The organism is Pontibacter lucknowensis (genome assembly GCF_900156415.1).
Lineage (GTDB): Bacteria > Bacteroidota > Bacteroidia > Cytophagales > Hymenobacteraceae > Pontibacter > Pontibacter lucknowensis.
In genome coordinates this window covers 192,492-218,303 of the sequence record NZ_FTNM01000006.1, presented here as the reverse complement: position 1 = coordinate 218,303, position 25,812 = coordinate 192,492, and the positions used below count along the sequence as shown (strand labels likewise).

At 51.0% G+C, this 25,812-nt stretch carries 26 protein-coding genes; 13 read left to right on the top strand and 13 right to left on the bottom strand.

The window, feature by feature from the left end; genetic code table 11:
• Positions 1–2: 2 nt before the first annotated feature.
• The 7 genes from pseI to pseB all read right to left on the bottom strand — a co-directional run bounded on the left by pseI (position 3) and on the right by pseB (position 7,400).
• Entirely contained in the window at positions 3–1,046 is a 1,044-nt protein-coding gene (gene pseI, locus BW972_RS17695) for a pseudaminic acid synthase (RefSeq protein ID WP_076423108.1), read from the bottom strand.
• Positions 1,047–1,061: 15 nt separating this feature from the next.
• On the bottom strand, positions 1,062–2,546 hold the full coding sequence (gene pseG / locus BW972_RS17690) for a UDP-2,4-diacetamido-2,4,6-trideoxy-beta-L-altropyranose hydrolase (protein WP_076423107.1): 1,485 nt from the start codon (positions 2,544–2,546) through the stop codon (positions 1,062–1,064).
• Between the two features lie 24 nt (positions 2,547–2,570).
• Positions 2,571–3,377 (bottom strand): cytidylyltransferase domain-containing protein, encoded by an 807-nt coding sequence (locus tag BW972_RS17685; RefSeq protein WP_007654915.1) that lies wholly within the window; start codon positions 3,375–3,377, stop codon positions 2,571–2,573.
• On the bottom strand, positions 3,371–4,159 hold the full coding sequence (locus BW972_RS17680) for an SDR family NAD(P)-dependent oxidoreductase (RefSeq protein WP_076423106.1): 789 nt from the start codon (positions 4,157–4,159) through the stop codon (positions 3,371–3,373). Before BW972_RS17680 ends, BW972_RS17685 begins: the two co-directional genes overlap by 7 nt.
• Positions 4,156–5,046 (bottom strand): aldo/keto reductase, encoded by an 891-nt coding sequence (locus tag BW972_RS17675; protein WP_076423105.1) that lies wholly within the window; start codon positions 5,044–5,046, stop codon positions 4,156–4,158. Before BW972_RS17675 ends, BW972_RS17680 begins: the two co-directional genes overlap by 4 nt.
• On the bottom strand, positions 5,043–6,239 hold the full coding sequence (pseC, locus tag BW972_RS17670) for a UDP-4-amino-4,6-dideoxy-N-acetyl-beta-L-altrosamine transaminase (protein ID WP_076423104.1): 1,197 nt from the start codon (positions 6,237–6,239) through the stop codon (positions 5,043–5,045). Before pseC ends, BW972_RS17675 begins: the two co-directional genes overlap by 4 nt.
• Positions 6,240–6,380: 141 nt before the next feature.
• On the bottom strand, positions 6,381–7,400 hold the full coding sequence (pseB, locus tag BW972_RS17665) for a UDP-N-acetylglucosamine 4,6-dehydratase (inverting) (protein ID WP_076423103.1): 1,020 nt from the start codon (positions 7,398–7,400) through the stop codon (positions 6,381–6,383).
• Positions 7,401–7,623: 223 nt separating this feature from the next.
• Between pseB and BW972_RS17660 the strand changes: the two genes are divergently transcribed.
• The 4 genes from BW972_RS17660 (at position 7,624) to BW972_RS17650 (ending at position 10,566) form a co-directional block, all read left to right on the top strand.
• Positions 7,624–8,721 carry a glycosyltransferase family 61 protein gene (locus BW972_RS17660; RefSeq protein WP_007654925.1) on the top strand — a complete coding sequence of 366 codons (1,098 nt, stop codon included), beginning with the start codon at positions 7,624–7,626 and terminating at the stop codon, positions 8,719–8,721.
• A gap of 267 nt (positions 8,722–8,988) precedes the next feature.
• Complete coding sequence (locus BW972_RS17655) at positions 8,989–10,077, top strand: WG repeat-containing protein (RefSeq protein ID WP_076423102.1); 1,089 nt, start codon at positions 8,989–8,991, stop codon at positions 10,075–10,077.
• A 29-nt stretch (positions 10,078–10,106) separates the two neighbouring features.
• Positions 10,107–10,301 (top strand): hypothetical protein, encoded by a 195-nt coding sequence (locus BW972_RS19765; RefSeq protein WP_143732132.1) that lies wholly within the window; start codon positions 10,107–10,109, stop codon positions 10,299–10,301.
• A gap of 55 nt (positions 10,302–10,356) precedes the next feature.
• Positions 10,357–10,566 (top strand): hypothetical protein, encoded by a 210-nt coding sequence (locus BW972_RS17650; RefSeq protein ID WP_007654932.1) that lies wholly within the window; start codon positions 10,357–10,359, stop codon positions 10,564–10,566.
• Between the two features lie 75 nt (positions 10,567–10,641).
• Here BW972_RS17650 and BW972_RS17645 read toward each other — a convergent pair whose 3' ends face one another.
• A complete protein-coding gene (locus BW972_RS17645; RefSeq protein ID WP_076423101.1) occupies positions 10,642–12,267 on the bottom strand; it encodes an AMP-binding protein in 1,626 nt (541 codons plus the stop codon).
• Between the two features lie 279 nt (positions 12,268–12,546).
• Between BW972_RS17645 and BW972_RS17640 the strand changes: the two genes are divergently transcribed.
• The 3 genes from BW972_RS17640 to BW972_RS17630 all read left to right on the top strand — a co-directional run bounded on the left by BW972_RS17640 (position 12,547) and on the right by BW972_RS17630 (position 14,123).
• Positions 12,547–13,023, top strand: a complete 477-nt coding sequence (locus tag BW972_RS17640) for a GNAT family N-acetyltransferase (RefSeq protein WP_076423100.1) — start codon at positions 12,547–12,549, stop codon at positions 13,021–13,023.
• Between the two features lie 221 nt (positions 13,024–13,244).
• The gene (locus tag BW972_RS17635; protein WP_007654940.1) at positions 13,245–13,523 is read left to right on the top strand and encodes a hypothetical protein; all 279 of its coding nucleotides are present in this window, start codon (positions 13,245–13,247) and stop codon (positions 13,521–13,523) included.
• A gap of 9 nt (positions 13,524–13,532) precedes the next feature.
• The gene (locus tag BW972_RS17630) at positions 13,533–14,123 is read left to right on the top strand and encodes a hypothetical protein (protein ID WP_076423099.1); all 591 of its coding nucleotides are present in this window, start codon (positions 13,533–13,535) and stop codon (positions 14,121–14,123) included.
• Here the strand turns inward: BW972_RS17630 and BW972_RS17625 are convergent.
• Positions 14,120–15,457 carry a glycosyltransferase family 4 protein gene (locus BW972_RS17625; protein ID WP_076423098.1) on the bottom strand — a complete coding sequence of 446 codons (1,338 nt, stop codon included), beginning with the start codon at positions 15,455–15,457 and terminating at the stop codon, positions 14,120–14,122. The two genes, BW972_RS17630 and BW972_RS17625, sit on opposite strands and share 4 nt — an antisense overlap.
• A gap of 327 nt (positions 15,458–15,784) precedes the next feature.
• On the opposite strand from BW972_RS17625, the gene ffh reads away from it, so the two are divergent.
• The gene (gene ffh, locus BW972_RS17620; protein WP_076423097.1) at positions 15,785–17,125 is read left to right on the top strand and encodes a signal recognition particle protein; all 1,341 of its coding nucleotides are present in this window, start codon (positions 15,785–15,787) and stop codon (positions 17,123–17,125) included.
• A 78-nt stretch (positions 17,126–17,203) separates the two neighbouring features.
• Here ffh and BW972_RS17615 read toward each other — a convergent pair whose 3' ends face one another.
• Positions 17,204–17,680 (bottom strand): nucleoside deaminase, encoded by a 477-nt coding sequence (locus BW972_RS17615; protein WP_040573958.1) that lies wholly within the window; start codon positions 17,678–17,680, stop codon positions 17,204–17,206.
• Between the two features lie 424 nt (positions 17,681–18,104).
• Here BW972_RS17615 and BW972_RS17610 point away from each other — a divergent pair, with 424 nt between their 5' ends.
• Both BW972_RS17610 and BW972_RS17605 read left to right on the top strand, forming a co-directional pair.
• Positions 18,105–18,746 carry a hypothetical protein gene (locus tag BW972_RS17610; protein ID WP_234986435.1) on the top strand — a complete coding sequence of 214 codons (642 nt, stop codon included), beginning with the start codon at positions 18,105–18,107 and terminating at the stop codon, positions 18,744–18,746.
• Positions 18,747–18,770: 24 nt separating this feature from the next.
• On the top strand, positions 18,771–19,664 hold the full coding sequence (locus BW972_RS17605) for a PhzF family phenazine biosynthesis protein (RefSeq protein ID WP_076423095.1): 894 nt from the start codon (positions 18,771–18,773) through the stop codon (positions 19,662–19,664).
• A 6-nt stretch (positions 19,665–19,670) separates the two neighbouring features.
• Here BW972_RS17605 and BW972_RS17600 read toward each other — a convergent pair whose 3' ends face one another.
• Positions 19,671–20,234 (bottom strand): DinB family protein, encoded by a 564-nt coding sequence (locus BW972_RS17600; protein ID WP_234986434.1) that lies wholly within the window; start codon positions 20,232–20,234, stop codon positions 19,671–19,673.
• 206 nt (positions 20,235–20,440) lie between these two features.
• Between BW972_RS17600 and BW972_RS17595 the strand changes: the two genes are divergently transcribed.
• From BW972_RS17595 to BW972_RS17585, 3 genes are all read left to right on the top strand, one after another.
• Positions 20,441–21,160, top strand: coding sequence for a class I SAM-dependent methyltransferase (locus BW972_RS17595; RefSeq protein ID WP_076423230.1), 720 nt, complete (start codon positions 20,441–20,443; stop codon positions 21,158–21,160).
• A 78-nt stretch (positions 21,161–21,238) separates the two neighbouring features.
• Complete coding sequence (locus BW972_RS17590) at positions 21,239–22,189, top strand: YihY/virulence factor BrkB family protein (protein ID WP_007654954.1); 951 nt, start codon at positions 21,239–21,241, stop codon at positions 22,187–22,189.
• A gap of 107 nt (positions 22,190–22,296) precedes the next feature.
• A complete protein-coding gene (locus tag BW972_RS17585) occupies positions 22,297–22,701 on the top strand; it encodes a hypothetical protein (protein WP_200805492.1) in 405 nt (134 codons plus the stop codon).
• 199 nt (positions 22,702–22,900) lie between these two features.
• Here BW972_RS17585 and BW972_RS17580 read toward each other — a convergent pair whose 3' ends face one another.
• Together BW972_RS17580 and BW972_RS17575 are read right to left on the bottom strand one after the other, a co-directional pair.
• Entirely contained in the window at positions 22,901–23,884 is a 984-nt protein-coding gene (locus BW972_RS17580) for a pyruvate dehydrogenase complex E1 component subunit beta (RefSeq protein ID WP_007654960.1), read from the bottom strand.
• A gap of 73 nt (positions 23,885–23,957) precedes the next feature.
• The gene (locus BW972_RS17575) at positions 23,958–25,745 is read right to left on the bottom strand and encodes a tetratricopeptide repeat protein (RefSeq protein ID WP_076423094.1); all 1,788 of its coding nucleotides are present in this window, start codon (positions 25,743–25,745) and stop codon (positions 23,958–23,960) included.
• Positions 25,746–25,812: the final 67 nt, after the last annotated feature.

Here is a 25,812-nt window from a genome sequence, read left to right as displayed (position 1 = left end):
TGTTATACCATGTCCCAACTAAGCGGTGTACCTGCTTTGATGTCCTGAGCTGCATTTTTGCCCAGCAGGTTGTCATAGTGTTTCGGCGGTAGCCCCAGGCCCGGACGGATCACCCGGATATTCTCTTTCGTGAACGCTTCGCCTGCCTTAATATCCTGCGCGGCATAGACAGAGCGCTTGAAAAGCCGGCTCTTCTCTTCGGCCCGCTGCACACCGTACTGCACCTGCCCCAGCGCCAGCCAGGCTCTTTCTGACTCTACCACCAGCGAGTGTAACTCAGCTGGCTCCAGCGAGAAAGCTGAGTCCACGCCACCGTCGGCGCGACTGAGCGTAAAATGCTTTTCGATGACTGTCGCACCCAAAGCCACAGCAGCTACTGATGCGCCAACGCCCATAGTATGGTCCGAGAGGCCGACCTGCACGTCGTACAGGGCGCTCAGGTGCGGTATGGTGCGCAGGTTTGTATTCTCAGGCGTGGCTGGATAGGTGGAGGTGCACTTGAGCAGGATCAGCTCCAGACAGCCTTCTTCGCGCAGCACCTGCACGGCTTCGGCGACTTCCTGCACAGTGGCAGCGCCGGTGCTCATGATCACGGGCTTGCCGGTGGCCGCCACTTTGCGTAGCAGCGGGTGGTCGGTGTTCTCAAAAGAGGCAATTTTGTAAGCAGGCGCTCCCAGGCTCTCCAGGAAATCCACTGCCGATTCGTCGAAAGGGGAGGAGAAGGCGATGATGCCGCGCTCCCTGGCCCGCTCGAAAATAGGCTGGTGCCACTCCCAGGGGGTATAGGCCTCTTTGTAGAGGTCATAGAGCTCACGGCCTTTCCACAGCGAACCCTCGTCCTCAATGGTCAGGGCGCCGGGCAAAGTCATGGTGTCAGCGGTGTAGGTTTGCAGCTTGATGGCATCCGCACCCGCATTGGCGGCGGCGTCTACAATGGCCAGCGCCCGCTCCAGGGACTGGTTGTGGTTGCCAGACATCTCTGCGATGATGAAAGGCTTATGACTCGGGCCGATCAGACGGCCGGCAATGCTGATATCGTTGATCATGATTTCTGTTTTAAACTATGCTTGGGCCTTTGGCTGCCAAACAAACCGGAATGCCTTTGGGTATGTCGGATCAGCAGGGCCATACGCAAAACCGGCTTTCTCAAAAGAGCGCACAGAGGCTTTGTGGTCCTGCTGCACCAGTCCTTCTACGAGCTGCACATCCGGCCGGTCCTGTAGCAAATGCTGTATACCTTTGAGCAAAACCATATGCCCCAGGCCTTTACCACGATAGTCTGCCGCAATCTGGTAGCTGATTGTAGCTGTGCTGCCGTTCATGTCGAAGCGGATGTGAGCGGCTGGCTTTCCATCTGCTTCAGCAAGATAGAGCATGGCGTTGGTGTTGTCAAGTTTGGCCTGAAACCAGCGGGTATGGTCCTCCAGCGGAATCGGCTCCGGGTTGAACGAGTGCCGGCGCACTTCCGGATCATTGGCCCAGTCGAACAGCTGCTGCAGGTCTTCCGGTACAGCTTTGCGAAGTTTCAGACTTGTCGCCAGGCTCAGGCTTTTGAAAAGCTCCAGCAGTCGCTCCGGGCTTTTGCCATCGAAAAATTGTCGCTGGGTAGTGAGTTGCGCTGCAAATAGCGTTTCGCTCATACCTTGCTGCAGTACTTCTGATAGATTGCCGTAGTCTTGGGCTATACCTTCTGTGGTCAGAAATTGGTGCATACCGGTCTGGTTGTCGGCAGTTTGCTTCACAAACAGAAGCCCTCCGCCAGCGGCGTATTCATAAGAAATGCCGCTGGCGGAGGTGATGGCAGCCTGGCATTTAGCCATCAGGCGGCGCAGACTCTCAGCGGAAAGATCGCGGTGCAGTTTGGCTTGTGGCAGGTCTTTCAGGTACTGTTTCAGTTCGTGTAATCGGTTATAGGCGCTGCCCACCACTATTTCGATGTACTTGACAGCAGGTATGGCTTGCAATGCTTCCAGTGCCTGCAAGGTATGGTTATCCGGATCGGCACCGCCCATGCAAACCATCACACGCAGCTCACCTTCAGGTATAGCCCTGGCAGCTTTGGCGGCTCTCAGGAAAGCAGGACGCAGCAGCGCATAGTGTGGGCCGAGCAGCAGTCGGGTATAGGGTGCAGTCTGATATTTCTCCGGCGAAACGCCGCCAGCCTGGTTGATGACCGCATCTGCTACGAAGGGATAGGTATGGATATCGTCGATGCAAACCAGAGCCGCACCACGTGATTTTATGTTTTGCTGGTAAGCCGTGCCGAAGGTATAGCCGTCCAGCACCACGATCTCTTCCGCTGAAATATAGGCATCCAGTTCGTGCACAAAGCGATCTGCATCAGGTTCAGCAGGAGGAAGCACGATGATACCATCGCATACCTCTCGTATCCGCTCCTGCAAAGCCTGGTCAGGCGACTGAATGGCGAACACGCACTCAAACTCCTTGCGCAGCATGTGCACCAGCGCCAGTGAACGGGTCACGTGGCCCAGTCCGATACGGCTGTTTCCGTCTGCCCTGAAAATAATGCGTGTCTTCCTGTCCATGCTATTGTAGTTTTAGCAGCGCTCTTAGAGCTTTCGTAGTGCTCTCGTAAATCCTCCGGCCTGCAGCAACTGCCTGGCTGCTGAGATTTCTTCCTCTTCGGTCACAAAAACCTGCCGCTGCGAATTGGCCGCATTGATCTCCTGCACCCAGGGCTGCTCCCGGAGCAGTGTGCTAATCGCCTCGTGCGTAATTAGTTTACCCAGTTTCCAGAGCCGCTCAAAAAGCAGCGCGGCCAGCGCATAGTCGGTAGGGTAGTCTACGGTCAGGCGCAGCTGAGTGATGTCCGACTCGAAATGCAGGGTCTGGTTTTTGAATCCGGCTTCTCTTCTGATGTAAGGCGTCACATGCTCCCGGTCGGCTGTTGCCGTAGCCAGAGTAGCGGCTTTTTCCAGCGCCTCGTGGGTAAAGACCTCCACGTTGGTGCCCAGGGGCAGGCCGGTGGTGATGATATAGTCTGATGCTGTCTGCAGCAGCTTCTCTACTGCCAGATCAATCATCTCCGGCATCACAAAAGGGTTGTCGCCAGTGAGGCGCACGATCACATCCAGCTCGTAGGTATGCGCCGCCTGACGGAACCTGTCCAGCACATCATCGGCTGAGCCGCGAACACAAGGAATTTCCCGAGAGCTGCAAAAAGTTTCGATGGTATCGTCCCCGCTTCGGGTGGTGGTCGCGATGATGGTTTGCTGCAGCGATTTGGCAGCACGGGCATTTGTCACCACATGCTCCAGCAGACTGGTATTTCCGCTAAACGGGAGCGGCAGCAGGGCCTTACCCGGCAGTCGCTCCGAGCCCAGGCGTACTTGTATGATGGCGCCGACTTTTACCATGCCGTCCAGCCTCCGTCCAGTACCATGTTCTGTCCCGTCATAAAGGCCGAAGCGTCAGAAGCCAGGTATACGAAAGCCCCTTTCAGGTCGTCAGGCTTACCGATGCGGCCCAGTGGGTTCTTCTTCTTCAGCTGCTCCACAAACACTTCGTTTTCCTGCACCTGCTCACTCGGGAAAGGCCCCGGCGTTACCGCATTGACTGTAATGTTATACTTACCCAGGTAACAGGCAAAGTAGCGCGTGAGTTGTAGCACGCCCGCTTTGGCAGCTCCGTAGTGCGGCGGGTTCAGGAAAGCAGGACTCTCGTCGTAGATGCTGAAATCGGGGGAGACCATGCCGTACATGGACGACACGTTGATGATGCGGCCGCCGTTTTGCTTCAGGTAGGGTATCACCTCCCGGATGCAGCGGTAAACGCTGTTGAGGTTTCCGTCGATGCCATAGGCCCATTCTTCGTCCGTGAGCTGCTCCGGCTGCTGGCCTTTGGAGTAAAAGGCGTTGTTTACCAGTACATCGACCCGGCCCTGTTCCTGCTGCACCTGTTCAAAAGCGGCTGCAACAGATTTCGTATCGGAAATGTCGCAGTAGGCGAAGGACAGGCTAAGATCGCCATGCTCACTGAAAGCCTCTTTGAATTTTTCTTCGCTTCGGCCCAGCACATAGACGTTAGCGCCTGCCTCAGCCAGACCCAGGCTGATAGCGATTCCCAGGTGGCCATAGCCGCCTGTGACAAGTGCTACTTTGCCAGTCAGAGAAAATAGATCAGTCAGGCTTCTGCTCATGTTGCGGACCACTTGTAGGGTAAAAGTATCGTTTCGTTTTCTTCTTTCAATTCTAGCAGCTCGGTATGCAGCGCTTCAGGCAAGGGCATCTTGCTGAAGCTGATGTTCTCCTGCAGGGTCTGCAGGCTTTCCACACCGATCACCACTCTGGAAATATAGGGATTTGCCAGCGCAAAACCCAGACAAACCGCTCCGATCGGGAGCTGGTACGCCTTAGCCAGTTGCTGAAGTCGCTCCAGTTTTGGAGCTGCTTCCTTTAGATATAGCGGCAGTTGGTCCGGCTGCATAAAGTACAGCCCCTGAAGGTATACGGAGCGTATGTGCGTTTCAATACCTCGATTTTTCAGTTCCGGCAGCAGCTCCTCAAAGCGCCTGTCGAAAATACTGTAGGGAAACTGCACCAGATCGATCGGCGCCTCCCGCAGTAGCAGTTCCTCCGCTTCCGCCGGATGGTAGAGCGAGATTCCCACCTTCTCCACCTGCCCTGATGATTTCATCTCCTGCAGCTCGTCCAGCACTTTAGGTTTATCGCTGTAACTCGCATAGCTGTGCAGCAGGTAGCCATAGAGCTTATCTGCGCCCAGACGCTCCAGCGATTCCTGGAATGCCTGCCTGACACTTTTATCTGGCTGGTTCGGCGGATACTTGCTGATGATACGGTAAGGTGCCGGCAAGTTGTGAAGGACCTTGCCCAGGCACTGCTCACTGCTGCCATAGGCTGCTGCCGTGTCCAGGGTGTCTATACCTGCCTTCGCCGCTTCAGTTAGTATGGTGGCTATCTCGGCTTCAGGAATTTGCCCACGTTGGTTGCTGATGCCGTAAGGGAGACCAAACTGCGCCGTACCCAGTATCAGCCGCTTTGTCGGTGATGGGGTATCCAGATTCAAGCCTTGCAAAATTCTTTCACTTTCTCAATCACGTAAGCTTGCTCTTCTTCCGTCAGCGTAGGGTACATCGGCAGACTCAGGCAAGCCTCGTAGTAACGCTCTGCCTTCGGGAAGTCGCCTTTTTTGTGACCCAGACTGCGGTAGTAGGGCATGGTGTGGGCCGGGATGTAGTGCACCTGCGCAAAGATCTGGTGCCCGCGCAGGAAATCGTACAGCCCTTTGCGGTCAGCCACCTGGATCACGTACAAGTGGTAGGCGTGGCCTGTCTCACCCGCATCGGTCATAGCCGCCGGATTGGTGCCCAGCACGGCTATACCTTTCGCGTCTGCAAAAGCTTCATCGTATACCTGTGCGATCTGCCTTCTGCGGACCATGCCCTCGTCGGCGCGGCTCAGCTGGCTGATGCCCAGGGCGCAGAGCATGTCGGGAATGCGGTAGTTGTAGCCCAGTGCCTGCATCTCCATGTACCAGCCGCCGTGGTTCTCCTCCAAAAGGTCCGCATCGCGGGTGATGCCGTGGGTGCGGTAGAGCAGTAGCTTCTTGTAGAGCGCCTCGTCGTTGGTGGTCACCATGCCTCCCTCGCTCGTGGCGATGTGCTTGACGGGGTGGAAGGAGAAGATGGCCAGCTCGGCAAATTTACCGTTGCCGCAGAACTGCCGCTCGCCTTTGCTGTCGACAAAGAAGCCGCCCGGGGAGTGGGCCGCGTCCTCGATGATCCACAGCCCGTGCTCGTCGGCCAGTTGGCGCAACTCCTCCAGGTTCACCGGGTTACCGGCGAAGTCCACAGGTATGATGCCGCTGTAGTAGCCTCTGGGCTTGCTCTCCACCATCTGCCGCACCTGCTCTATGTCGATCAGGGCCGTGGCCGGGTCGATGTCGCAGAACTCCACCGTGCCGCCGCAGTAGCGCACGCAGTTGGCCGAGGCCACAAAGGTGATGGGGGTGGTGATCACGCGCGAGCTCTCGTTCACCCCCAGCGCCATGGCGCAGAGGTGCAGCGCGGCCGTGCCGTTACTCACGGCCACGGCGTACCTGGCGCCCACGTACCTGACGAAGGCCTGCTCAAACTCTGCCACCTTCGGCCCCTGCGTCAGGAAGTCAGACTGCAGCGTCTCCACCACTGCCTGTATGTCGGCCTCGGTGATGTGCTGTCGACCGTAAGGTATAGGGCGCATGTGCTTCTCGTTTTGCATGGCAGGAGGAAAAAGAAGTTTAAGAGTTTAGGAGTTGGGGAGTTTAGGAGTTAAAAGTGGCGAAGGTACTGAAGGGACACGCAACCTGTCCGAATCGTGCACAAACAACAATTAACAATCAGCAATCAACACTTTAACAATTTAAGCCTTAAAATTTGGATCAACATGCTGACGAATCTGCTCACGCAACTGCTCAACAGTGAGCCATTCGGTGTTGGTGCCGGAGTTATACTTGAAACCCAGCTCCACCATTTTGCCATTGTGTGCTTTCATGAAATCCTCCACCGTCCAAAGCGGGGTAGAAGGCACAATCACGTAGTATTTATCAAGCTCCACAGTGTTAAGTGAATCGGTCTCAGTGATCATCTCTTCGTGCAGCTTCTCTCCCGGACGTATACCTACCACTTCTTGTTTACAGTTCGGACCAATGGCTTCAGCCAGGTCGGTGATCACATAAGAAGGAATCTTCGGCACAAAGATCTCACCTCCCCAGTGATGCTCCAGCGCATGGAAAACCAGTTCCACACCTTCTTCCAGCGAAATATTGAAACGGGTCATCTCCGGATGGGTGATCGGCAACACACCTTCTTCACGCTTTTTCAAGAAGAAAGGAACCACTGAACCACGGGAACCGATCACATTGCCGTAACGCACGACTGAGAACTTGATGTCGCGCTTGCCCTTCATGTTATTGGCGGCTACGAAGAGCTTATCAGAGCACAGTTTGGTTGCGCCGTAGAGGTTGATCGGAGCAGCGGCTTTGTCAGTAGACAGTGCCACCACATGCTTCACGCCGGTGTCAAGGGCAGCATTGATGATGTTCTCGGCACCCAGCACATTCGTCTTGATGCATTCCATGGGGTTGTACTCAGCAGCAGGCACCTGTTTCATGGCAGCGGCGTGCACTATAATGTCGATGCCCTCACAAGCTCTTTTGAAACGATCGCCGTCGCGTACGTCGCCAATAAAGTAGCGAACGGAATTGTACTTGCTGTGCGGGAAAACCTGCGACATCTCAAACTGCTTCAGCTCGTCACGGGAATAGATCACCACCCTTTTCACATCCGGAAAACGGGCGTATACCATCTCCACGAACTTCTTTCCAAACGAGCCCGTGCCGCCCGTTACGAGTATAGCTTTATTATTTAGGTCTAATGCCATGCTTATTTTTTGCTTAATACCAGGGCTCAGAAACTGTAACCCACGCCAAGCTGCAAGTTAAATATTTAATTGTTGATCTGTAATTGTTAAATTGTTGGATGGATAAATTGTTGATGGCTAATATTGGGATGAAGTTCTTAATTTGCATGAAGCGAGGTAAGCAGGGAATAAATTGATCTGTACATGTGCTTCGTTGTCCAAATTTAAATTCCAAAACCTCTCTATGTTAAAGAAGGCTTTTTTTGGCGTACTCCATGCTTTAGGATACTATTCCCGCTATACCTCGGTGTTGCACCATCCGGACAAACAGGTTTTTACTCCCGGCTATGTCCTCGACTTTAATGAAGTGGAGAGAGCATTCCTGGAAGATTCAGCTCGTAGTTTTAACTACGCCATCGACTATAGCCTGGGCTATCGGCAGAAGGAGCAGTACCTGATTCGGTTGCAGAATGTGGAGGTGTTGGGTAACTCCGGTGCCGTGGTGCTGGATGGAAAGGTCGTGGTGGAATCGGTGGGAGAGGTGAGTCGGCTGGCCAAGTCGGACGCTTTCAAAGAAGTGTCGCTGCTACTGCCTAAAAATCAGAGCGGTCGCTATACCTCGGTGCTGCATCTGCCCTGGGCTGACAACAACAACTACCACTGGTTCTTTGACTGTCTGCCGCGTCTATACCTGGTGCTCGAAAATACCCAGGAGCCGATCCAAGTGATCATGCGACGCAACATGGCCCTATACCAACTCGAAACACTGGCTTTTGTCCTGAAAGACTATCCTCAGGCCGAGGTGGTCTATATAGGGAAGAATGAAAAATGGCAGGTTGATGAATTTGTATTGCCCTCTTTTGTGGCCAATGCACAAAGCGGTTACCTGCCCCGCGAGGTGGTGGACTGGCTGCGGCACAAGGTATGGCAGGGGTATGGTGTGCAGCAGAGCAGCCGCAAAAGGCGCATCTACATCAGCCGCGCCAAGGCCAAAACCCGCCGCGTGCTGAACGAGCAGGAGCTTTTACCGCTACTCGACAGGTATGGCTTTGAAGTGGTGCGTGCCGAGGAACTGACCTACCAGCAGCAGGTGCAGCTGTTTTATGAAACAGAAGCCGTCATCGCTCCCCACGGCGCCGGCCTGACCAACTTGCTTTTCTCGGAGCAATGCCAGGTACTGGAATTCCACCCAGCCAACCTGATCAAGACGCACTACTTCCTGCTCTGCAAAGCCCTCGACTTCAGGTATAGCGCAGTGATGGGCACAACAGGGGATAAATTGGAAAACTATACCGTGCCGATGCAGGAGGTAGAAGCGTGGTTGGAAGGTGTAGGAATTTAGGTATATTTAGTTAACTTGAATTTAAATAGAAGATTTGGCTATAAGCTACCTCCATACATCATGCAACTAGTGGGATATGGAGAAGAAGGTATTCTCTACAGTAGCCGAAAAATCTCAAAAGACTCAAACCGATTTGATCTGTTTGAGAAAATCGAAGAAGGCTTCTACCATTTCGCTGTATATAACTAAAAACAACGACAGCCCAACAAGGTGCAGCCTTAACCCAGCTACGCTCAGGGCTTCGGCAGCACAAGACCGTCAAGATGTATGAATAAATCCCTGCTCACTTGCTTGCTGCTTCTTCTTTCTATTGCTGTTCAAGCACAATCTGAGGATAGGTGGGTAGCTTTTAGAGACAGCACTTCAACGTTGATCGGCTTCAAAGATACTAATGGAAAAGTAAAGATAGCACCTAGGTTTTCGGAGGGCACTAGGGCAAACTACTTTGAGCACATTATTGCTGTGATGGAGGAGAAGGAGGGCAGGGATGAAAACTATTATCTCACTAAAACTGGCAAAAAAGCTGGAAGGGATAGCCTGCACATCTTCGATTTTGAGGCAGATTGTGAAAGTGAGGGCTTTATACGATTTAGAGACAAAGCCACTGGCCAGGTAGGTATGTTTGATAAGAATGGAAAGGTCGTGATTCCGGCCCTATACAATCACCTATCGAAGGTGCACAACGGCCTGATCTGGGCAATAAGAGGCGCAACAGAGAAATATTTGGACAAACATAAGGAGCACTCCGCCTGGGAAGGTGGTGAAGAACTGCTCCTCAATACTAAGAATGAGATTGTCCTGCGGAACTTCAAGTATGGCCATAGTTTGAATCCATACTCTTTCGAGGCTTATTCTAAACCCGCCAAAGACCTAAACAGACAAAGCTTCAAATCTGAAAAAGGAGAGTTTTACTCTTTCATCGACTTCGATAGGGAATTTAAAAACTGGCTCAATTCGAACTTACTTAATTCCTTCACTTTTGATAATATGGCGAAGGCTTCACACGACAGCATAACCTTCTGGCTGGAATCGAACGGCTGGACAACAGAAGCTAAGGCGAGTTTCCTGATTAGAAATCTAGAGTTGATCAGAGAGAAAATGCTGGTTGTGAAAAAAAACAAAGCCGATTATAATGTATTCATTGATGAGCTTAATCCTTACATGTTTAATGGCAGAAGTTTTGAGAAGTACTACAATAACTGCGGTGAAGCCATAATAGAAAAATATCCGGTTATGCACCTGGTGATCAACACCAAGTCAGGATCTGACGTGGTGCAGAATCGATTCGAGTTTTTGAGAACTGAAAACGGTTACAAACTGATAAGTTTAGTGATCAGGAATGGCGAAATAAAATGAGGTTAGCTTGTAGTGCTTATGCTATACCTTTGGTACTACTAAAAGGCATATTATTTGTGCTAACGAGTGGCTATACCGTCTCATCTGCCGGTGGCTTCCCGATGGATGGGAAATCCGTGTCTCTAACCTACGTGGTAGAGGACACCGTGGGGGGTTTCCTGAAAGGAGAAGATACGACACTGAACTATACCTTGCGGTTGATCCATCAAAAGCCGGTTTTATAAGCCAGGAATTTTTAATATTTTAAATCCTCACAGACAAACTTAAACATCCTATCAAATGAAGTTTCTGAAGATCCTATACCTAGTATTTGCTGCCGCCATGCTGGTCGATTTAGTCACCTCCTTCTATACTGACCAGGAAGTATTCAGAGTAATTTTCTGGGAGACCAATATCGTGTGGTATCGTATCTATAAACTTTGTTTTTTGTTGTTGGCTGCTGCAGCTTTCTGGGATCAACAGAAGCGTGAAAAATTAAACGAACAGTAAGCTGCCCGCTTGATTTTTAAAACAACACTAAACCTTACGGGGTGTCCGCTATCGAGCAGATGCCCCGTTTCTGTATTACGCTTCTTCCACCAAACCCAGCTCCCGGGTGGAGATTTCCCGCATTTCCACTTTCCGGATCTTGCCCGTTACCGTCATCGGGAACTCCTCTACAAACTTCCAGTACTTCGGTATTTTGAAGGTGGCGATCTGACCTTTGCAGTAGGCAGCAATGTCTTCGGGGGTAGCGTAGAATCCATTTCGGAGTTTCACCCAGGCCATCACTTCTTCACCGTATTTGTGGTCGGGCACGCCGATCACGTGCACATCCGAAATGGCTTCGTGGGTGAGCAGAAACTCTTCTATTTCTCGTGGGGCAATGTTTTCGCCACCCCGTATGATCAAGTCTTTGATGCGGCCCACCACCTGCACATAGCCTTCCTCGTCCATCACGGCCAGATCACCAGTGTGCATCCAGCCATTTTGAAGCACCCGCGCCGTTACATCCGGCATATCCCAATAGCCCAGCATCACTGAGTAGCCACGGGTGCAGAGTTCGCCTTTCTGCCCGCGCGGCATGATCAGGCCCGTTTCCGGGTCCACAATCTTTACCTCCAGGTGCGGGTGTACCTTGCCCACGGTCGATACGCGTTTCTCCAGCGGATCGTCCAGCTGGCTCTGCGTCGAGACAGGGGAGGTTTCGGTCATGCCATAGCACACGGTCACCTCCCGCATGTTCATCCGCGACTGCACCTGTTTCATGGTTTCGATGGGGCAGTTGGAGCCGGCCATCACGCCGGTGCGCAACGTCGAGAAGTCGTATTGTTCGAAGTTGGGGTGCTCCAGCTCGGCGATGAACATGGTTGGCACACCATAGAGTGAGGTGCATTTTTCGGACTGTACGGTCTGCATGACCTGTTCCGGGTCAAAGGTCTCGGCCGGAATGACCATGCAGGCGCCGTGTGTGATGCAAGCCAGATTCCCGATCACCATCCCGAAGCAATGGTAAAAAGGCACCGGTATACAGACGCGATCCTGCTCGGTATACTTCAGCGTCTCCCCGATAAAAAAGCCGTTGTTGAGGATATTGTGATGGGAGAGGGTCGCACCTTTGGGCAAACCAGTAGTACCCGAGGTATACTGAATGTTGATCGGGTCATCGAACTGCAAGGTCGCTTCCCGCTCCGCCAGCTCCTGATCAGTCACGGCTTGCCCTGCTGCGATAAAACGTTCCCAGTCACGCTCCATGATTACGGTGCGGGTCGGGTACTCGCAGTCGGGGCGTATGTGGTTGAGCATTTCCACATAGTCCGTCTGCCGGAAGTAGTGCGATGCGATGAGCAAACTGATCTGGCTTTGCTTCAGGGCATACTTCAGGTCATTGGTTTTGTAGGCCGGATTGATGTTAACGAGTACCGCACCCACACGGGCAGTGGCAAACTGTACCAGCACCCACTCCACCCTATTAGGCGACCAGATGCCCACCCGGTCTCCTTTCTTTATCCCATAGGCCATTAGACTTTTGGCCACCTGCTCCACTTGTTCCCACAGCTGTCTGTAAGTGGCGCGGTAGTTTTGCGTCACCATCACAAGGGCTTCACGGTCGCCAAATTTTTCTACTGTATTGCGTAAGCTTTGTCCGATGGTTTCGCCGCGAAGGGGCGTGGTGCTTATGCCGTGGCTATAGGAGGGCGTGCTGTTCATGGGATCGTACCTTTAATATTGCTGTGTATTAGTCAGTTGGTTGCGCAATTCATGTTTGAACATTTAAGTTAAAAATCGCCTTCCAGAAAAGCACGTGAAATGTTGCTAATTTGCTATAGCTGGAAAAGTGTAGAATGCTATACCTGGAGCAATGATTTCCGGAACCCTCCTGCATGTATAGCGGATTGATTGCAGTCAGAATGGTTTTTTATTTTAATTTTAGGATGATGATAGGTTAGAAGTGAGATAACAAGCTTAAAAATCCAAGCACGGTATTCAATGGAAATCATATCGCTTATAGACCGCCCTGAGTTGATGCAACCAGCTATTCAATATTTCTGGAAGTGCTGGGGCAGCGCATCTAACTTCAAGTTTTATGAGGACTGCATCCTGTACTCGGTTCAGGATAAGTCGCGGCTGCCTATGTTTTATGTGCTGCTGCATGAAGAGCGTATTGTAGGCTCCTACGCTCTGCTCACCAACGATATCATCAGCCGACAGGACCTGATGCCCTGGCTGGCCTGCCTCTATGTGAACGAAGAGCACCGTGGCCAAGGTATAGCCAGCCAGCTACTACAGCACGGTCTGGCAGAAGCAAACCGTCTTGGCTATCAACAGCTACACCTGAGCACAGACCTTGAGAACTTCTATGAACGCAAAGGCTGGCTATACCTTACTGATGGGTATAATGTGATGGGAGAGGCTATTAAGATCTATACCTGCAAAACTGCTCAATCATCTTCGAAATCTTCCTGAGGGGACTATTATACTAAATGCTCCCATAACTATCCGACACTAACTACATGCCGCTTACAGGATTGGAAATACGCAGCTTTTCCCGGACTTTCAATCGGAATACAATCTCAAGCAATCTTATTTTATTAATTATACTTTATTAATGATTAATGGAATAATAATTGCTTGCATAGAATATTATGAATACATTGTAATTAACGTTCCACCTCTAATAGAGCTACATGATGAATAAACTTTACAAATCCGGCCTGATCCTGGCTTGCCTCTCCTTTTCATTTTATAGCTGCGACTCCAATAAGGAGGGTGAAGATGTGTTACCTACCCAAGACGAGCTAGAGTACATCGTAATTGACGCCAATACCACTGACCAGCCTGTCCGACCTGATATAAATGCGAATATTGATGGGGCGTTTGCTTACAGAGAAAATCATTATATAGCTCCAGCGCCCCATCAGTTTACCATTGACAAAAAATACTTTTGGGCACACTACAGCGGTTAGGACAAAAATGTGCCTGAACTCCCACTTCATGGTAGCAAAGTAAATGGGGAGGCCATGTGCATGAATGGCCTTACAGGCTGTGACAATTTAAAGCCTTCTACTCTCTGGAACTTTTATGGAACGCAGGCGCAGGACAGGAGGCTGAAATGGGAGTATCTCAACAAAGACAAAAGCAAAGGTTATCGTGTAGAAATGACCAACGTCCCAACGCCTGCCACTGTAGTAGAAGCGCCTGTTCGTATTTTGTGGGGGGAAAACATCAATTTTCAATTTGAAAGAAACAGTGCGGCAGATAGTGTTGTAATAGCGCTGCTCTTTGTGCCTAAAGACAAGATAGACGATATACTTCCATTCCCAGTTATTGGAGGTACGCGATCATGGATATTCGCTGCCAAACCTAACGAATCGTCGATTACCATGAAGAAAGAAGTGCTGCAAAGCATGGGGCAGAGATCTGGATTTCCGACTGCAAACGATTCAGTTTTCGTTGATGTAATGACATTCCGCCATGTTATCAAAAATATAGACAACAAGAAGATATTGATCTCCTACACGATAAATGATATAAGACCTGTCGTGCAGGAAAGAGATGTCGACTAAACCTTAGCAGCTTTTGCCGTTAACCGCTTCACCACCTTGGCCAGCTTCTCTGTCAGGGCCCTTCTCGAAAACTGCGAATGGTTGATGTAGGGCAGATCCAGGTTCGGGTTGATGGACCAGGCTTTGCTCATCAGCATCATGTGGTCAAGCATCAGCTCGTAGGCCGTGTAGTGGAACAGGCGGCCGGCACCGCATTCGTCAATGATGCGGTCGGTGTCAGAATGCACTGGGCCCAGACACACAATCGGTTTGTTCGAAGCCAGGTACTCAAACAGCTTGCCCGGCACATTGGAGTACACGGCGGGTACATCAGCGATGGCCATGAGCAGCATCGTGCTTTCCATCAGGTACTTAATGGCTTCGTTATGCGGCACGTGCGGCACAAATTCCGTTATACCTTCCAGTCCGGCCTTACGGATACGCTGCTTCACACCCTCCGACGCTTTGCCCACAAAACGTAGCTTGTAGTTTATGTCAGTGTTCACGGACCTCAGGTGCGCAATCGCCTTCAGAAACACATCAATGTTATAGTTTTCTGTGATCGTACCGGTATAGGTGATCAGGAACTCGTCCTGTGGTGGCGTAGAAGGGTATATAAAGTCATCCTCATCATACCCGTTCGGGATTACATGGATCTTATCCGGATTTATATTAACGGGTTTATTCAGAAAAAGTCGTTTCGTATCCTCACTGGTCACAACCACAGCATCGGCCTTCTCGAGCACCTGCAACTCGTATTTCTTATCAATGCGCTTGGCGATAGGGGTGTGGTACAGCTGGTCGTAATAGTGAATGTTTGTCCAGGGGTCGCGTAAGTCCGCTACCCAGGGCAAGCCATACTTTTCCTTCAGCTTCAACCCGATCAACTGAGTGGAGTGAGGAGGGCTGGTTGTCAGGATGGCCTGAAACTGGTCATTCTGCAGCAGCTCGCCAGCCTTCCTGAGGGCATGCTTGTTCCAGCCCACACGGGCATCCGGTATAAACAGGTTGCCGCGCACAAATTTGAATACCTTATCCAGGAAGCCGGTTTTAGCCTCCTCGTTGGCAAAGCCACTGTAAGGAATTTCTTTCTTGCCGGAGAGTTTTTTGTAATACTCAAAAGGCTCTGAGGTGGCAGTGCGATACACGGCTGTACCTTCGGGTACTTCTCTTGCAAACGTGTGATCCAGCACCGGGTAAGAGGCTTGCCGCTCATCTACGGTCAACACACTTGGCCGCACACCCGCCTGTGGCAGGTATTTGCAAAACTTGAGTCCACGCTGCACGCCCGGCCCTCCTGAAGGGGGCCAGTAGTAGGTGATGTATAGTAAATTGATCTGGTCTGTTTTTTCCAAAGCGATCAGTAGAATAACTTCTTTCCCAAAGATAACGAATGATGCTTAATGATTAATGACGAATGAATAATGAGTTGTAGCCATCTGTAAACATTAATGCAATATGATTCAATATGGCTGTATTCGGCTAATCAACAAAATAGGTTCGCTTACAGATTACAGCCTGAGCAAAAAAACAATGGCCATCAGCTCGTCATCCCATTCTGCACCCATTTTTCATTTTATCTATCTATTCGGCATTACTCATTATTCAGTACCCATTCATCATTACTATAGCAACTATTCCTGATATTCCTTAGTTTTGTAGGTAAATCCAGAATTAGAGAGATGTTTGATAATTTAAGTAACAAACTAGACCGCGCCTTTAAAACCCTCAAAGGCCAGGGAAGCATCACAGAAATCAACGTAGCTGCCACCATCAAAGAGGTACGCCGTGCCCTGGTGGACGCCGACGTGAACTATAAAGTAGCTAAAACAGTAACCGACAAGATCAAGGACGAGGCCATGGGCCGCGACGTACTCATCGCTGTATCTCCGGGCCAGTTGATGGTGAAGATCGTGTACGAGGAGCTGACAGAGCTGATGGGCGGCCATAAGCAGGACATCAACCTGAAAGGCGAGCCAGCCATCATCCTGATCGCGGGTCTGCAGGGTTCTGGTAAAACCACCTTTACAGGCAAGCTGGCGAACTACCTCAAAAAGCAGGGCCGCAGTGTGATGGTGGCTGCCTGCGACGTGTACCGTCCGGCTGCAATCAACCAGCTGCAGGTACTGGCCGAGCAGGTAGGAGTAGAGGCTTATACCGAACTGGAAAACAAGAACCCGGTTCAGATCGCCCTCAACGCGGTAGCGCATGCCAAAAAGACAAACAAGAAAGTAGTCATCATCGATACCGCCGGTCGTTTGGCCGTGGACGAAGCGATGATGAAAGAAATAGCCGAGATCAAGGCGGCCGTGAAGCCAACCGAGACCCTGTTCGTGGTAGACTCCATGACCGGTCAGGATGCGGTGAACACAGCCAAGACCTTTAACGAGCGCATCAACTTCGACGGTGTGGTGCTCACCAAGCTCGACGGTGACTCACGTGGTGGTGCTGCCCTGTCGATACGTGCGGTAGTAGAGAAGCCAATCAAATTCATCTCAACGGGTGAGAAGATGGAGGCGCTTGACCTGTTCTACCCGGATCGTATGGCTCAGCGTATCCTCGGCATGGGTGACGTAATCTCCCTCGTCGAGCGAGCGCAGCAGGCCTTTGACGAGGACGAGGCGAAGCGCATCAACAAGAAGATCCGCAAGAACCAGTTCAACTTCGACGACTTCCTGACCCAGCTCGAGCAGATCAAGAAGATGGGTGACATCAAGGACCTCGTGGGCATGATCCCGGGTGTTGGTAAGGCCTTGAAAGATGTAGAGATCGATGAGGGAGCCTTTAAGCCAATCGAAGCGATCATCAAATCGATGACACCCCAGGAGCGCGAGAACCCGGATATGATCAGCGGCAGCCGTCGTGCCCGTATCGCGAAGGGATCAGGTACGGACATCACGCAGGTGAACAATCTGATGAAACAATTCAATGATATGCGCAAGATGATGCGCTCCATGAACAAGATGGCCGGTACCAAAGGCGGTATGGCTAACCTTGCCAAGATGATGGGCGGACGTCGTTAAGCGATTCTGGAGATACAGCAAAGGGCTGAGCTTTCAATAGCTCAGCCCTTTTTATTTAGGAGCAATCCGTGTGCAGTTTCAGTATACCTGCTTATTTTCCTTGCTTGCCCAGCGTCTGAACGCTTCTTGTGCTTCTTCCCGGAGCATCTGTTCCATCGGGATAAAACGGTCTGGCGCATCTTTGTCTATTTCGTCGTAAATGAACTGATCATCAAAGCCCACTGCAGCCGCATCAGCTTTGGAGTTGGCATAGTATACCTTACGTGGGCGGGCCCAGTAAATAGCGCCCAGGCACATGGGGCAGGGTTCACAACTGGTGTACAGCTCACAATCTGTCAGCTGAAAGGTACCTAGCGCCTGACAGGCTTTGCGTATGGCATCCACCTCGGCATGGGCAGTCGGGTCGTTGGTGGCCAGTACATTGTTGTACCCACGGGCAATGATCTCTCCATCACGCACGACGACAGCGCCGAAAGGGCCACCAAAACCCGCTTCCATTTTCTCCAGAGAAAGCCTGATCGCTTCCCGCATAAAGTTTTTCTGTTCTTGTGTCATATGATTAGCTTCACGCTGCAACATACGTAATCGGACTAGCGTCTGGTTAATGAGCCGCGAATTTTAATCCCTGATTTTCTGTGGGGAAGTAGCCAGAATTGTTTGTGGGAAGCTTATCCGAATTTCTATCAGATAAGTATATATAATAGCAATAGCTTACACTACACTTGTGCCTTTTAACGCATACTCGTAGTGCAAGCTATTCTAGCTATTGCTGCTTCCCTTATAAGCAAGCAGCCGGTATTTTAACTGTTAAGTATCTGATTATGTCAGTATATTGTTTTTTAATTGTATTATAAATATCTTCTACTGCTAAATACGAACCATATTTGGTATTAGTTTTGAACAGTCTAAATACGTAAGTATATTTTCGAGATAAATACTGATAATTGGAACTGTCTGATAGCAAATGATTAACAACAGCATGATGAAAAATATTTGTTTGCCTTTTTTACAGTTTTCCCCATTTAGGATTCCTCTGCTGAAGTGGGGTGCTATTGTACTTTTTGTCGCCATGCTCGGTGCCTGCACCGCCACACGCGAACAGGAGATAGAAGGAGACGTGAACGAGTTTCGGTCATGGGTGAATACCCAGACAAATAAACTGGAAGAGCGAACGGAAGAAGACTGGAAAAGAACAAAAGAAGACTTTAAGCGTCGCACGGAAGAGCTTGATCGAAAGCAGGAAAGCTTCTCGGAGAAGTTAAAAGCCGACTATCAGCAGATCAAAGCCGATTTCAAAGCCCGTGAAAGAGAGCGCGACAAGCTGGCTGTTGATCAGGCCCAGCTAACAAAGTGGGAGCGCGACCTGCTGGGGCAGTATGCCAATGGCACCTCCCTGAGTGCTGATAATGTAGAAGAAGCCTATAAAAACTTTATGAGCAATGTGCGGGCCCGACATAAAACCTGGGACCAGCAGGACTGGAACATGGCGGCCTCCGTGCTGGATGAGCTGAACCAGCGCAAAGAGGCTTTCGACGAACTGCCCGATGAAACAGAAGTGCGCATCAAAGCCCTTCAGATGGAATTTGTCGCTTTGAAAGAAAGCGAAACAGCCAACGAATAACACGCTATTAACTCCTTACACCCTATGGCCAACCTAGAGAACTTAACACCTGAGCTATACCTTGTCAAAGCTTTTACAGAACAGCCGAATGGAGGCAACACGGCTGGTGTCGTGCTTTTTGCTGACAAGCTTTCACATGAAAGACGCCAGAAGATAGCCGCCATGCTGGGGCTGTCAGAAACAGCTTTTGTATCAGCCTCCAATGTAGGGGATGTGAAAGTCGAGTTCTATACGCCCATAAAGCAGATTCCGCACTGCGGTCACGCGACGGTAGCAGTCTTTAGTTTGCTGTGGAAGAAAGGGCTGCTGCTCAATGGCAGCGCAGTGAAAGAATCCATAGAAGGTCCACGGCAGATCAGTTTTGAAGGAGGCAAGGTATACCAGGCGCAACTGCCGCCTCAGTATACGCCCATTGAAGCTGCAGCTATCAATCCCCATCTGATTGCCGCAGCGCTTGGGCTTCCGGAGGGTTTCGCTTTCCCGTCAGTGCCCGTCATTGCAAGCACAGGAGTTCCTTTTTTGCTGGTGCCTATTCCTGACGAGGGTACCCTGCATCAACTTCAACCTGATCAGGAACTTGTTCGCTCAGTCTCGGATAAAGCGGGTTTGGTAGGCTTCTACGCATTCACGACGGCTACATCGCTTGCTGACGCAAATGCCCGTATGTTTGCCCCAAGCTATGGTATACCTGAAGAGTCTGCCACCGGTATGGCAGCGGGACCGCTTGCCTGCTACCTGCACGATTATCTGCAGATACAAAAACCAAATTTCCTGATACACCAGGGTTATCACATGCGCCACCCGTCACCAAGTCAGATCGAAGTGATGCTGCAGCTTGACGGAGAGGGGCACATCACAGGCTTGCGGGCCGGGGGGCACGGACTTGTGATCAGACAGATGGAGTTAGGAGATTTTTAGGTCTGGTTACTTTAGCCACTGCTGCCGCAGTCGGGAGATTTGCCGGGCATGGTGATCGAAGTGGTCCTGCAGAAAAGCCAGTGTTTGGGTGATTGTGAGCATACCTGCATACGGGTGACGAAAAACACACTTGTCCAACAATGGACGCGGAAGCTCCGTCAGGGTGTCCTCGAGCTGATAGCGGGCCGCGTCCCACTGGATGCGCAGTGAGTTCAGGCTTGCGTGTGCCGGTACTTTCGCGACTGCGGCAGGTGCCTTGAATTTCATGCCCGAATGAAGTGCAACACGAAGCAAGAGAGAGCGGAGTGTATGCGCCAGTGAGGCAGATTCCAGTTCTTCTTCCTGCACTTTGCGCTGAATGTAACTGTTGGTCAGTTGCTCTACCTGTATCAGGTGAGCTACAATCTGGTTGATGGACCACTTACCAGTGGCGGCGGGCCGGTTTAAAAGCTCTTCATCCAGGCCCTCGAGCTCGCCGATCAGTCGGTTGCGCGACTCTTCCAGTTTTAAGTATCGGCTTTCAAGCACAGGATTCATGAATTGAATGTGGCTAAATAGTGTCGTGTTCATAGGTAAACGCAGGTCTAGGTCGATTTTTGATTGCCAATCTACATAAATTTCTGATTAATGCAACGGGGTATGCTATTTTTTTATCTCTAAATAGTTGATAATTAGGCAAGTGATTCAATATGGAGTAAAATATATAATTGGATAAGTTCAACTTTAAGAAAAGAAAGGAAGAGATTTCTTTTCTTTGCAAAAAAGAATCAGACAGCATGAAGATGACTAATGACCCGGTAGGGGCTGCTATACAGGACTTTATGGCCGGAAACCTTGAGGCAAGCATCGTGGTGGAAAGTAACCTGACCGAAGATGACGAGATAAGAGTAGCTTACCTGTTTCGCACACCCGATGGAATGCCGGAACTCGAACTGCTGGCGCTGGAGGCCTGCCGCGGGCGTGTACTGGATGTGGGCGCGGGGGCCGGTTGCCACAGCCTGGTGCTGCAGGAGCGTGGGGCTGATGTAACAGCGCTCGATCTGTCAGCCGGAGCGGTACAGGCCATGCAGGCGCAAGGTGTACGGCAGGTAGTGCAGCAGGATATTTTTAAACTGAGTGGCGAGCGCTACGACACGCTGCTGCTGCTGATGAACGGAATAGGTATAGCCGGTGACCTGGAGGGGCTTGAGCGCTTCCTGGAGCATGCCAAAACGCTTCTTAATCCGGGTGGGCAGATTCTGCTTGAGTCCTCTGACATACTCTACATGTTTGAAGAAGAGGATGGCTCTGTGCTGCTTGATCTGAATGCGGGCTACTATGGGGAAGTAATGTATAATATGCGCTACAAGGAGCATCAGACAGGAGAGTTCAGGTGGCTTTTTATTGATCCTGCTATCCTCGAAGACTACGCTACTGACCACGGCTATACCTTCGGGCAGGTTTATGAGGGCGAGTTTGGCAACTACCTGGCCCGACTCGTGCTTCAGCCTGCCTAGCATTGCGCTCTCTGCCTTTCCCAAATCCTGGAGTACGCTTTGCCGTATGGGATTACTTAAGGGAAACAGAAAGCAGGTATGCAGAAAAAGCTTAAAACAACCTGGGAACTCACCAAGCAGACTTTTAAGAAGTTCTTCGACGACAATCCGCTGGATTACGCCGCGATCATCGGCTTTTATACCATCTTCTCGCTGCCAGCCGTCCTGATCATCACCATCCGGATTGCAGGTGCTGCTTTTGGGCAGGATGCAGTGCGTGGGGAGGTCGTAAATCAGGTTGGCGGAATCATGGGGCGCAACAGCGCATCCCAGATCCAGAGCATTATCGAAAATGCCAGCCAGTCGGAGTCAAGTACTATTGGGACCATTGTGGGCGTGCTGGTCATGGCCTTTAGTGCGACAACCGTGTTTGTAGCGCTGCAGGACTCGCTCAATGCCATGTGGAAGGTGAAAGCAAAGGCAGACAAAGGCCTTATGAAACTGGTGCTCGGGCGCATCCTGTCGCTGGCGCTGGTAGTCAGTTTCGGGTTTCTGCTGCTCGTCTCGCTCTCGATTGATGTGGTACTGGGACTGGTGTATGATTACCTGCGGCAGGAGCTCTCAGGTATAGCGGTATACCTGGTCACGATTGGTAACATGCTGGTATCCATTGCCATTGCCACTGTTATTTTTGCGGCTATCTTCAAAGTACTGCCCGACGCCAAAATTCGCTGGCCGAATGTATGGGTGGGCGCTGCGGTCACAGCCATCCTGTTTACACTGGGCAAGTACGTCCTCAACATTTACTTTCAACATGACCCACTGGCCGATACCTACGGGGCTGCCGGCTCACTCGTACTGATTCTGGTTTGGGTATACTATACCTCGATCATCTTTCTTTTGGGCGCGGAATTCACACAGGTATATTCCGAAGAACATGACCAGGGGATAAAACCCTCTGACACCGCCGTAAAGGTGGAGAAGCAGGAAGTGGAGGAAGATGAAGAAACCGGCAAGGTGGAGGTAAAACGGAAGTCAGGGCTAAACTAAAACGAACACGGCTGACAGGAGACAAACAATTTTTGACTGAAACGTATAAAACAGGCAGTTTTAAACGGAATAAGAGAAACTATAGCATAAATTCTAAAATATAACCTATGAAAAACCTTAAATCAGTATTCGCAGCATTTGCGCTACTCTCCCTGTTTCTATACAGTTGTCAGGATGGCGGTTCCGATACCACAGGATCGCAAGATAACACCACCATGGAGTCACAGCATGATGACTCGCAAGACATGGATTCACATCATGGCGAATCCAGTTCCGTAGCATCTGGCACGTACCAGGGCAACGTGAAAAAAGTAGAACCTGAACGGACTGAGATCTATGTGGAAACTGACGATAACAAAACACTAGAACTTTATTTCAGAGAGACTACCAGGCTGACCAGAAACGGCGAAACAGTTACATTCGACCAACTGAAGGAAGGCAATAGAGTAGAGGTGCAAGTCGAGAATGAAGGCGACCGCCTCAACCCGATTGCTGTAAGAATACTGGATTAGAAACAGGAACGCGTTGCGGCCTGAACGCAGGCAGTCACTTTAAATTGCGTTCCGAGAGCTTTAAAAAGAATTACTGTGCATTCCTGGCTAGTAACTTTACGCTGGAAGTACTTGGTTCTTTCCATAAAGTCGCTATCAAACACAAAACGCCCCCTGGCTTTTGAGTCAGGGGGCGTTTTTATTTATTGTAAGAAGCTGCTTAAGCTTTCTTATACATTACTTGCTTTACCGCTTCAATCGTACGCTCCACGTTTGGAAGGGAGGCTTCGATCAGAGTAGGGGCATAAGGAAGAGGCACGTCGCGGCAGGTTACACGCTTCACAGGGGCATCCATGTAATCGAATGCGTTGCTCTGGATGTGGTAAGCCAGCTCAGCAGAGATGGAGGCCAGTGGCCAGGCTTCTTCAACTACGACCATGCGGTTGGTTTTTTTCACAGACTCGATCAGCGTTTTGTAGTCGATCGGGCGCACCGTGCGCAGGTCGATTACTTCCGCATTGATGCCATCCTTTGCAAGTTCCTCCGCGGCAGCCAAAACAACTTTCATCATCTTGCCAAACGATACGATGGTCACGTCAGAGCCTTCGCGTTTGATGTCAGCCACACCGATCGGAATCAGGTACTCTTCTTCAGGCACCTCGCCTTTGTCGCCGTACATCTGCTCAGACTCCATGAAGATCACCGGATCGTTGTCGCGGATAGCAGACTTCAGAAGACCTTTGGCGTCGTATGGGTTAGAAGGAACAACTACTTTCAAACCAGGCGTGTTAGCGTACCAGTTTTCGAAGTTCTGGGAGTGCTGAGAAGACAGCATACCAGCGCTACCTGTCGGGCCGCGGAATACCATCGGGCAGGAGTACTGACCGCCTGACATAGACATCATTTTGGCGGCAGAGTTGATCACCTGGTCTATGGCTACCAGTGAGAAGTTGAATGTCATGAACTCTACGATAGGGCGCAGGCCGTTCATAGAGGCACCTACGCCAATACCGGCAAAGCCAAGTTCGGCAATAGGAGTGTCAATCACACGCTCAGGACCAAATTCGTCCAACATGCCCTGGCTCACTTTGTAAGCACCATTGTATTCGGCTACTTCCTCACCCATCAGGAACACGCTCTTGTCACGGCGCATTTCCTCTGACATGGCTTCACGAAGGGCTTCTCTAAACTGTATACTTCGCATATTAATGTTAAAATCTCGGTTCAGTTGGTAAAATTAAGATAAGTCTGTCAATTTGCAATGTATAGCGCGTAACTTATCGTATCATCGCTTCCCGGAATGCCTGTTTGCCGTGATAGGCGGCGAACTCCGGGTCATCAAATGCGCGTTCCATATAGCTGCGGTCCTTCTGTATAGCCCGGCGTAAATGGATGCGCACCATGCCTTCGTTCTGCTGGCGAGCACCCACGATGGCCAGTGAGTAATGCGCCAGCGGATCATCCTGCTTTAGCTCCAGCGCTTTTTCATAATAGTCTCGTGCTCCTTCGTAGTTTTCTTTCAGCAGGTAACTCAGGCCCAGGTTCATGTTGGTTTGGTAATCGTCGCCAGAGTAGGTCAGGCTGCGGATGGCCTCGTCATAGAGGCCCATTTCCATTTCAAGGGCGGCTTTGTCGGTGAAGATACGGTGCAGAAGCTCCTGCTCACCACCCATTTTAATGGCATAGTCGTAGATCTGCAGGGCCTTCTCACGTTCGCCGCGCAGGTGATAGGCGCTGGCCAGCGCGTAGTTTACTTCGGCCGTTGGATTGCGGAATCCGGCAAAGTTCAGATTATGAATGGCTTTGTCGAGCAGTGCTTCTCTGGCCTTCGTACGGTACTCTTTGCGGGCCATCTCAGTATATACCACGCCCAGGTTGTAGTAGGCAGGCCACTTGTCGGTGGTTTTCACGGCAGCTTCGTAGAGTTTGCGGCGCTCAGCCAGCAGGGGAGTAAGGGTGGCAGCATACTGCAACTCGTCTGCCGTCAGCACATCAGCGCTGGCAGACTCGTCGGCGATGCGGCGGGCCAGCAGGTATAGCTCGTAGTCAGATTTGCGGGCGCGATTGTAGTCCACCTCTACACGGGCAAAGCGCATGGTCGGGTAGATGTACTTGCGTACGTAATCGAAAGCTGCACTCTGCTGCAGGGCATCTGCTTTCTGCTTGTCGGAGCCAGTACCTTGCAGTATCGTAGCTATCTCCTGCTTCTGGGCTTTCGGTAAAGCCGACTTATTTACGCGCTCCAACAAGGTTGCCCAGTCGGTTGGCTCTGTTTCCGTGCTGATCTCCACCTTCTTACCCGAGTAGTCGAGCAGACTGACCTTGCTGCGGTAGTAGTCGGCAAGCGCTTTGGCGCGTTTCTGTGCCAGGTCAGTGCCTTTTTCGTTAGGCGCCTGGCTTCCGATCACCTTGATGGTCTGCTGCTTCACCGTGTCCATCGCGTACTGATCCAGCAGGGGGAGGTTTTCACCCAGGTAGTTTTTGGTGGCGAATTGGTTTTCGTCGAAGTAGAACATGATGCTGGCAGGACCTTCGGCCATGGTCTTGTAGTTATCCGGCACATAGGTATAGTCGTTGCTGCGCACCATCAGCAGAGCCGTGGTGTTGAGGCCAGTTGCTACCTGCTCTTCCCGGGTATAGGCCACCCGGTCACGTTTGCGCTTGTCGATAGCGGTACCCTGCACCAGTAACCGGCCTTTGTTTTTGTGCGGAGCGTAGGGGAAGGCAAACTCCTGCGTGATGGTCGGGCGACGGTTTTCGTATAGATAATTGCCGATATCAAAGTTAAGTGCACCCAGGTGTTCCCGCTGCTGGCCGGCAGCTTCGTATACCACATCGATCTTATAGCGGTAGTCCTGGTTGTTCTTCAGCATCTTCTCAGGCAGGGTGGCCTTTAGCTCAAATACCACTTCTTCGCCGTTGGCGACAAGTGGATTTGGGGTGACTTCAATTTCCTGCTTTTGGGCTTGTTTTACCATGCGCTGCAGGGTGCAGCCTGTGTTGGCCGTGAGCATAACAACAGCCAGGGGCAGGAACAAAGCAGCGTTTTTTTTGTTGTGTTTCATATCCGAATCAGGTATACAACGTAAGATATAGGTAGCGACCTGCGTTATAGCGTTGCATTTATGGGGT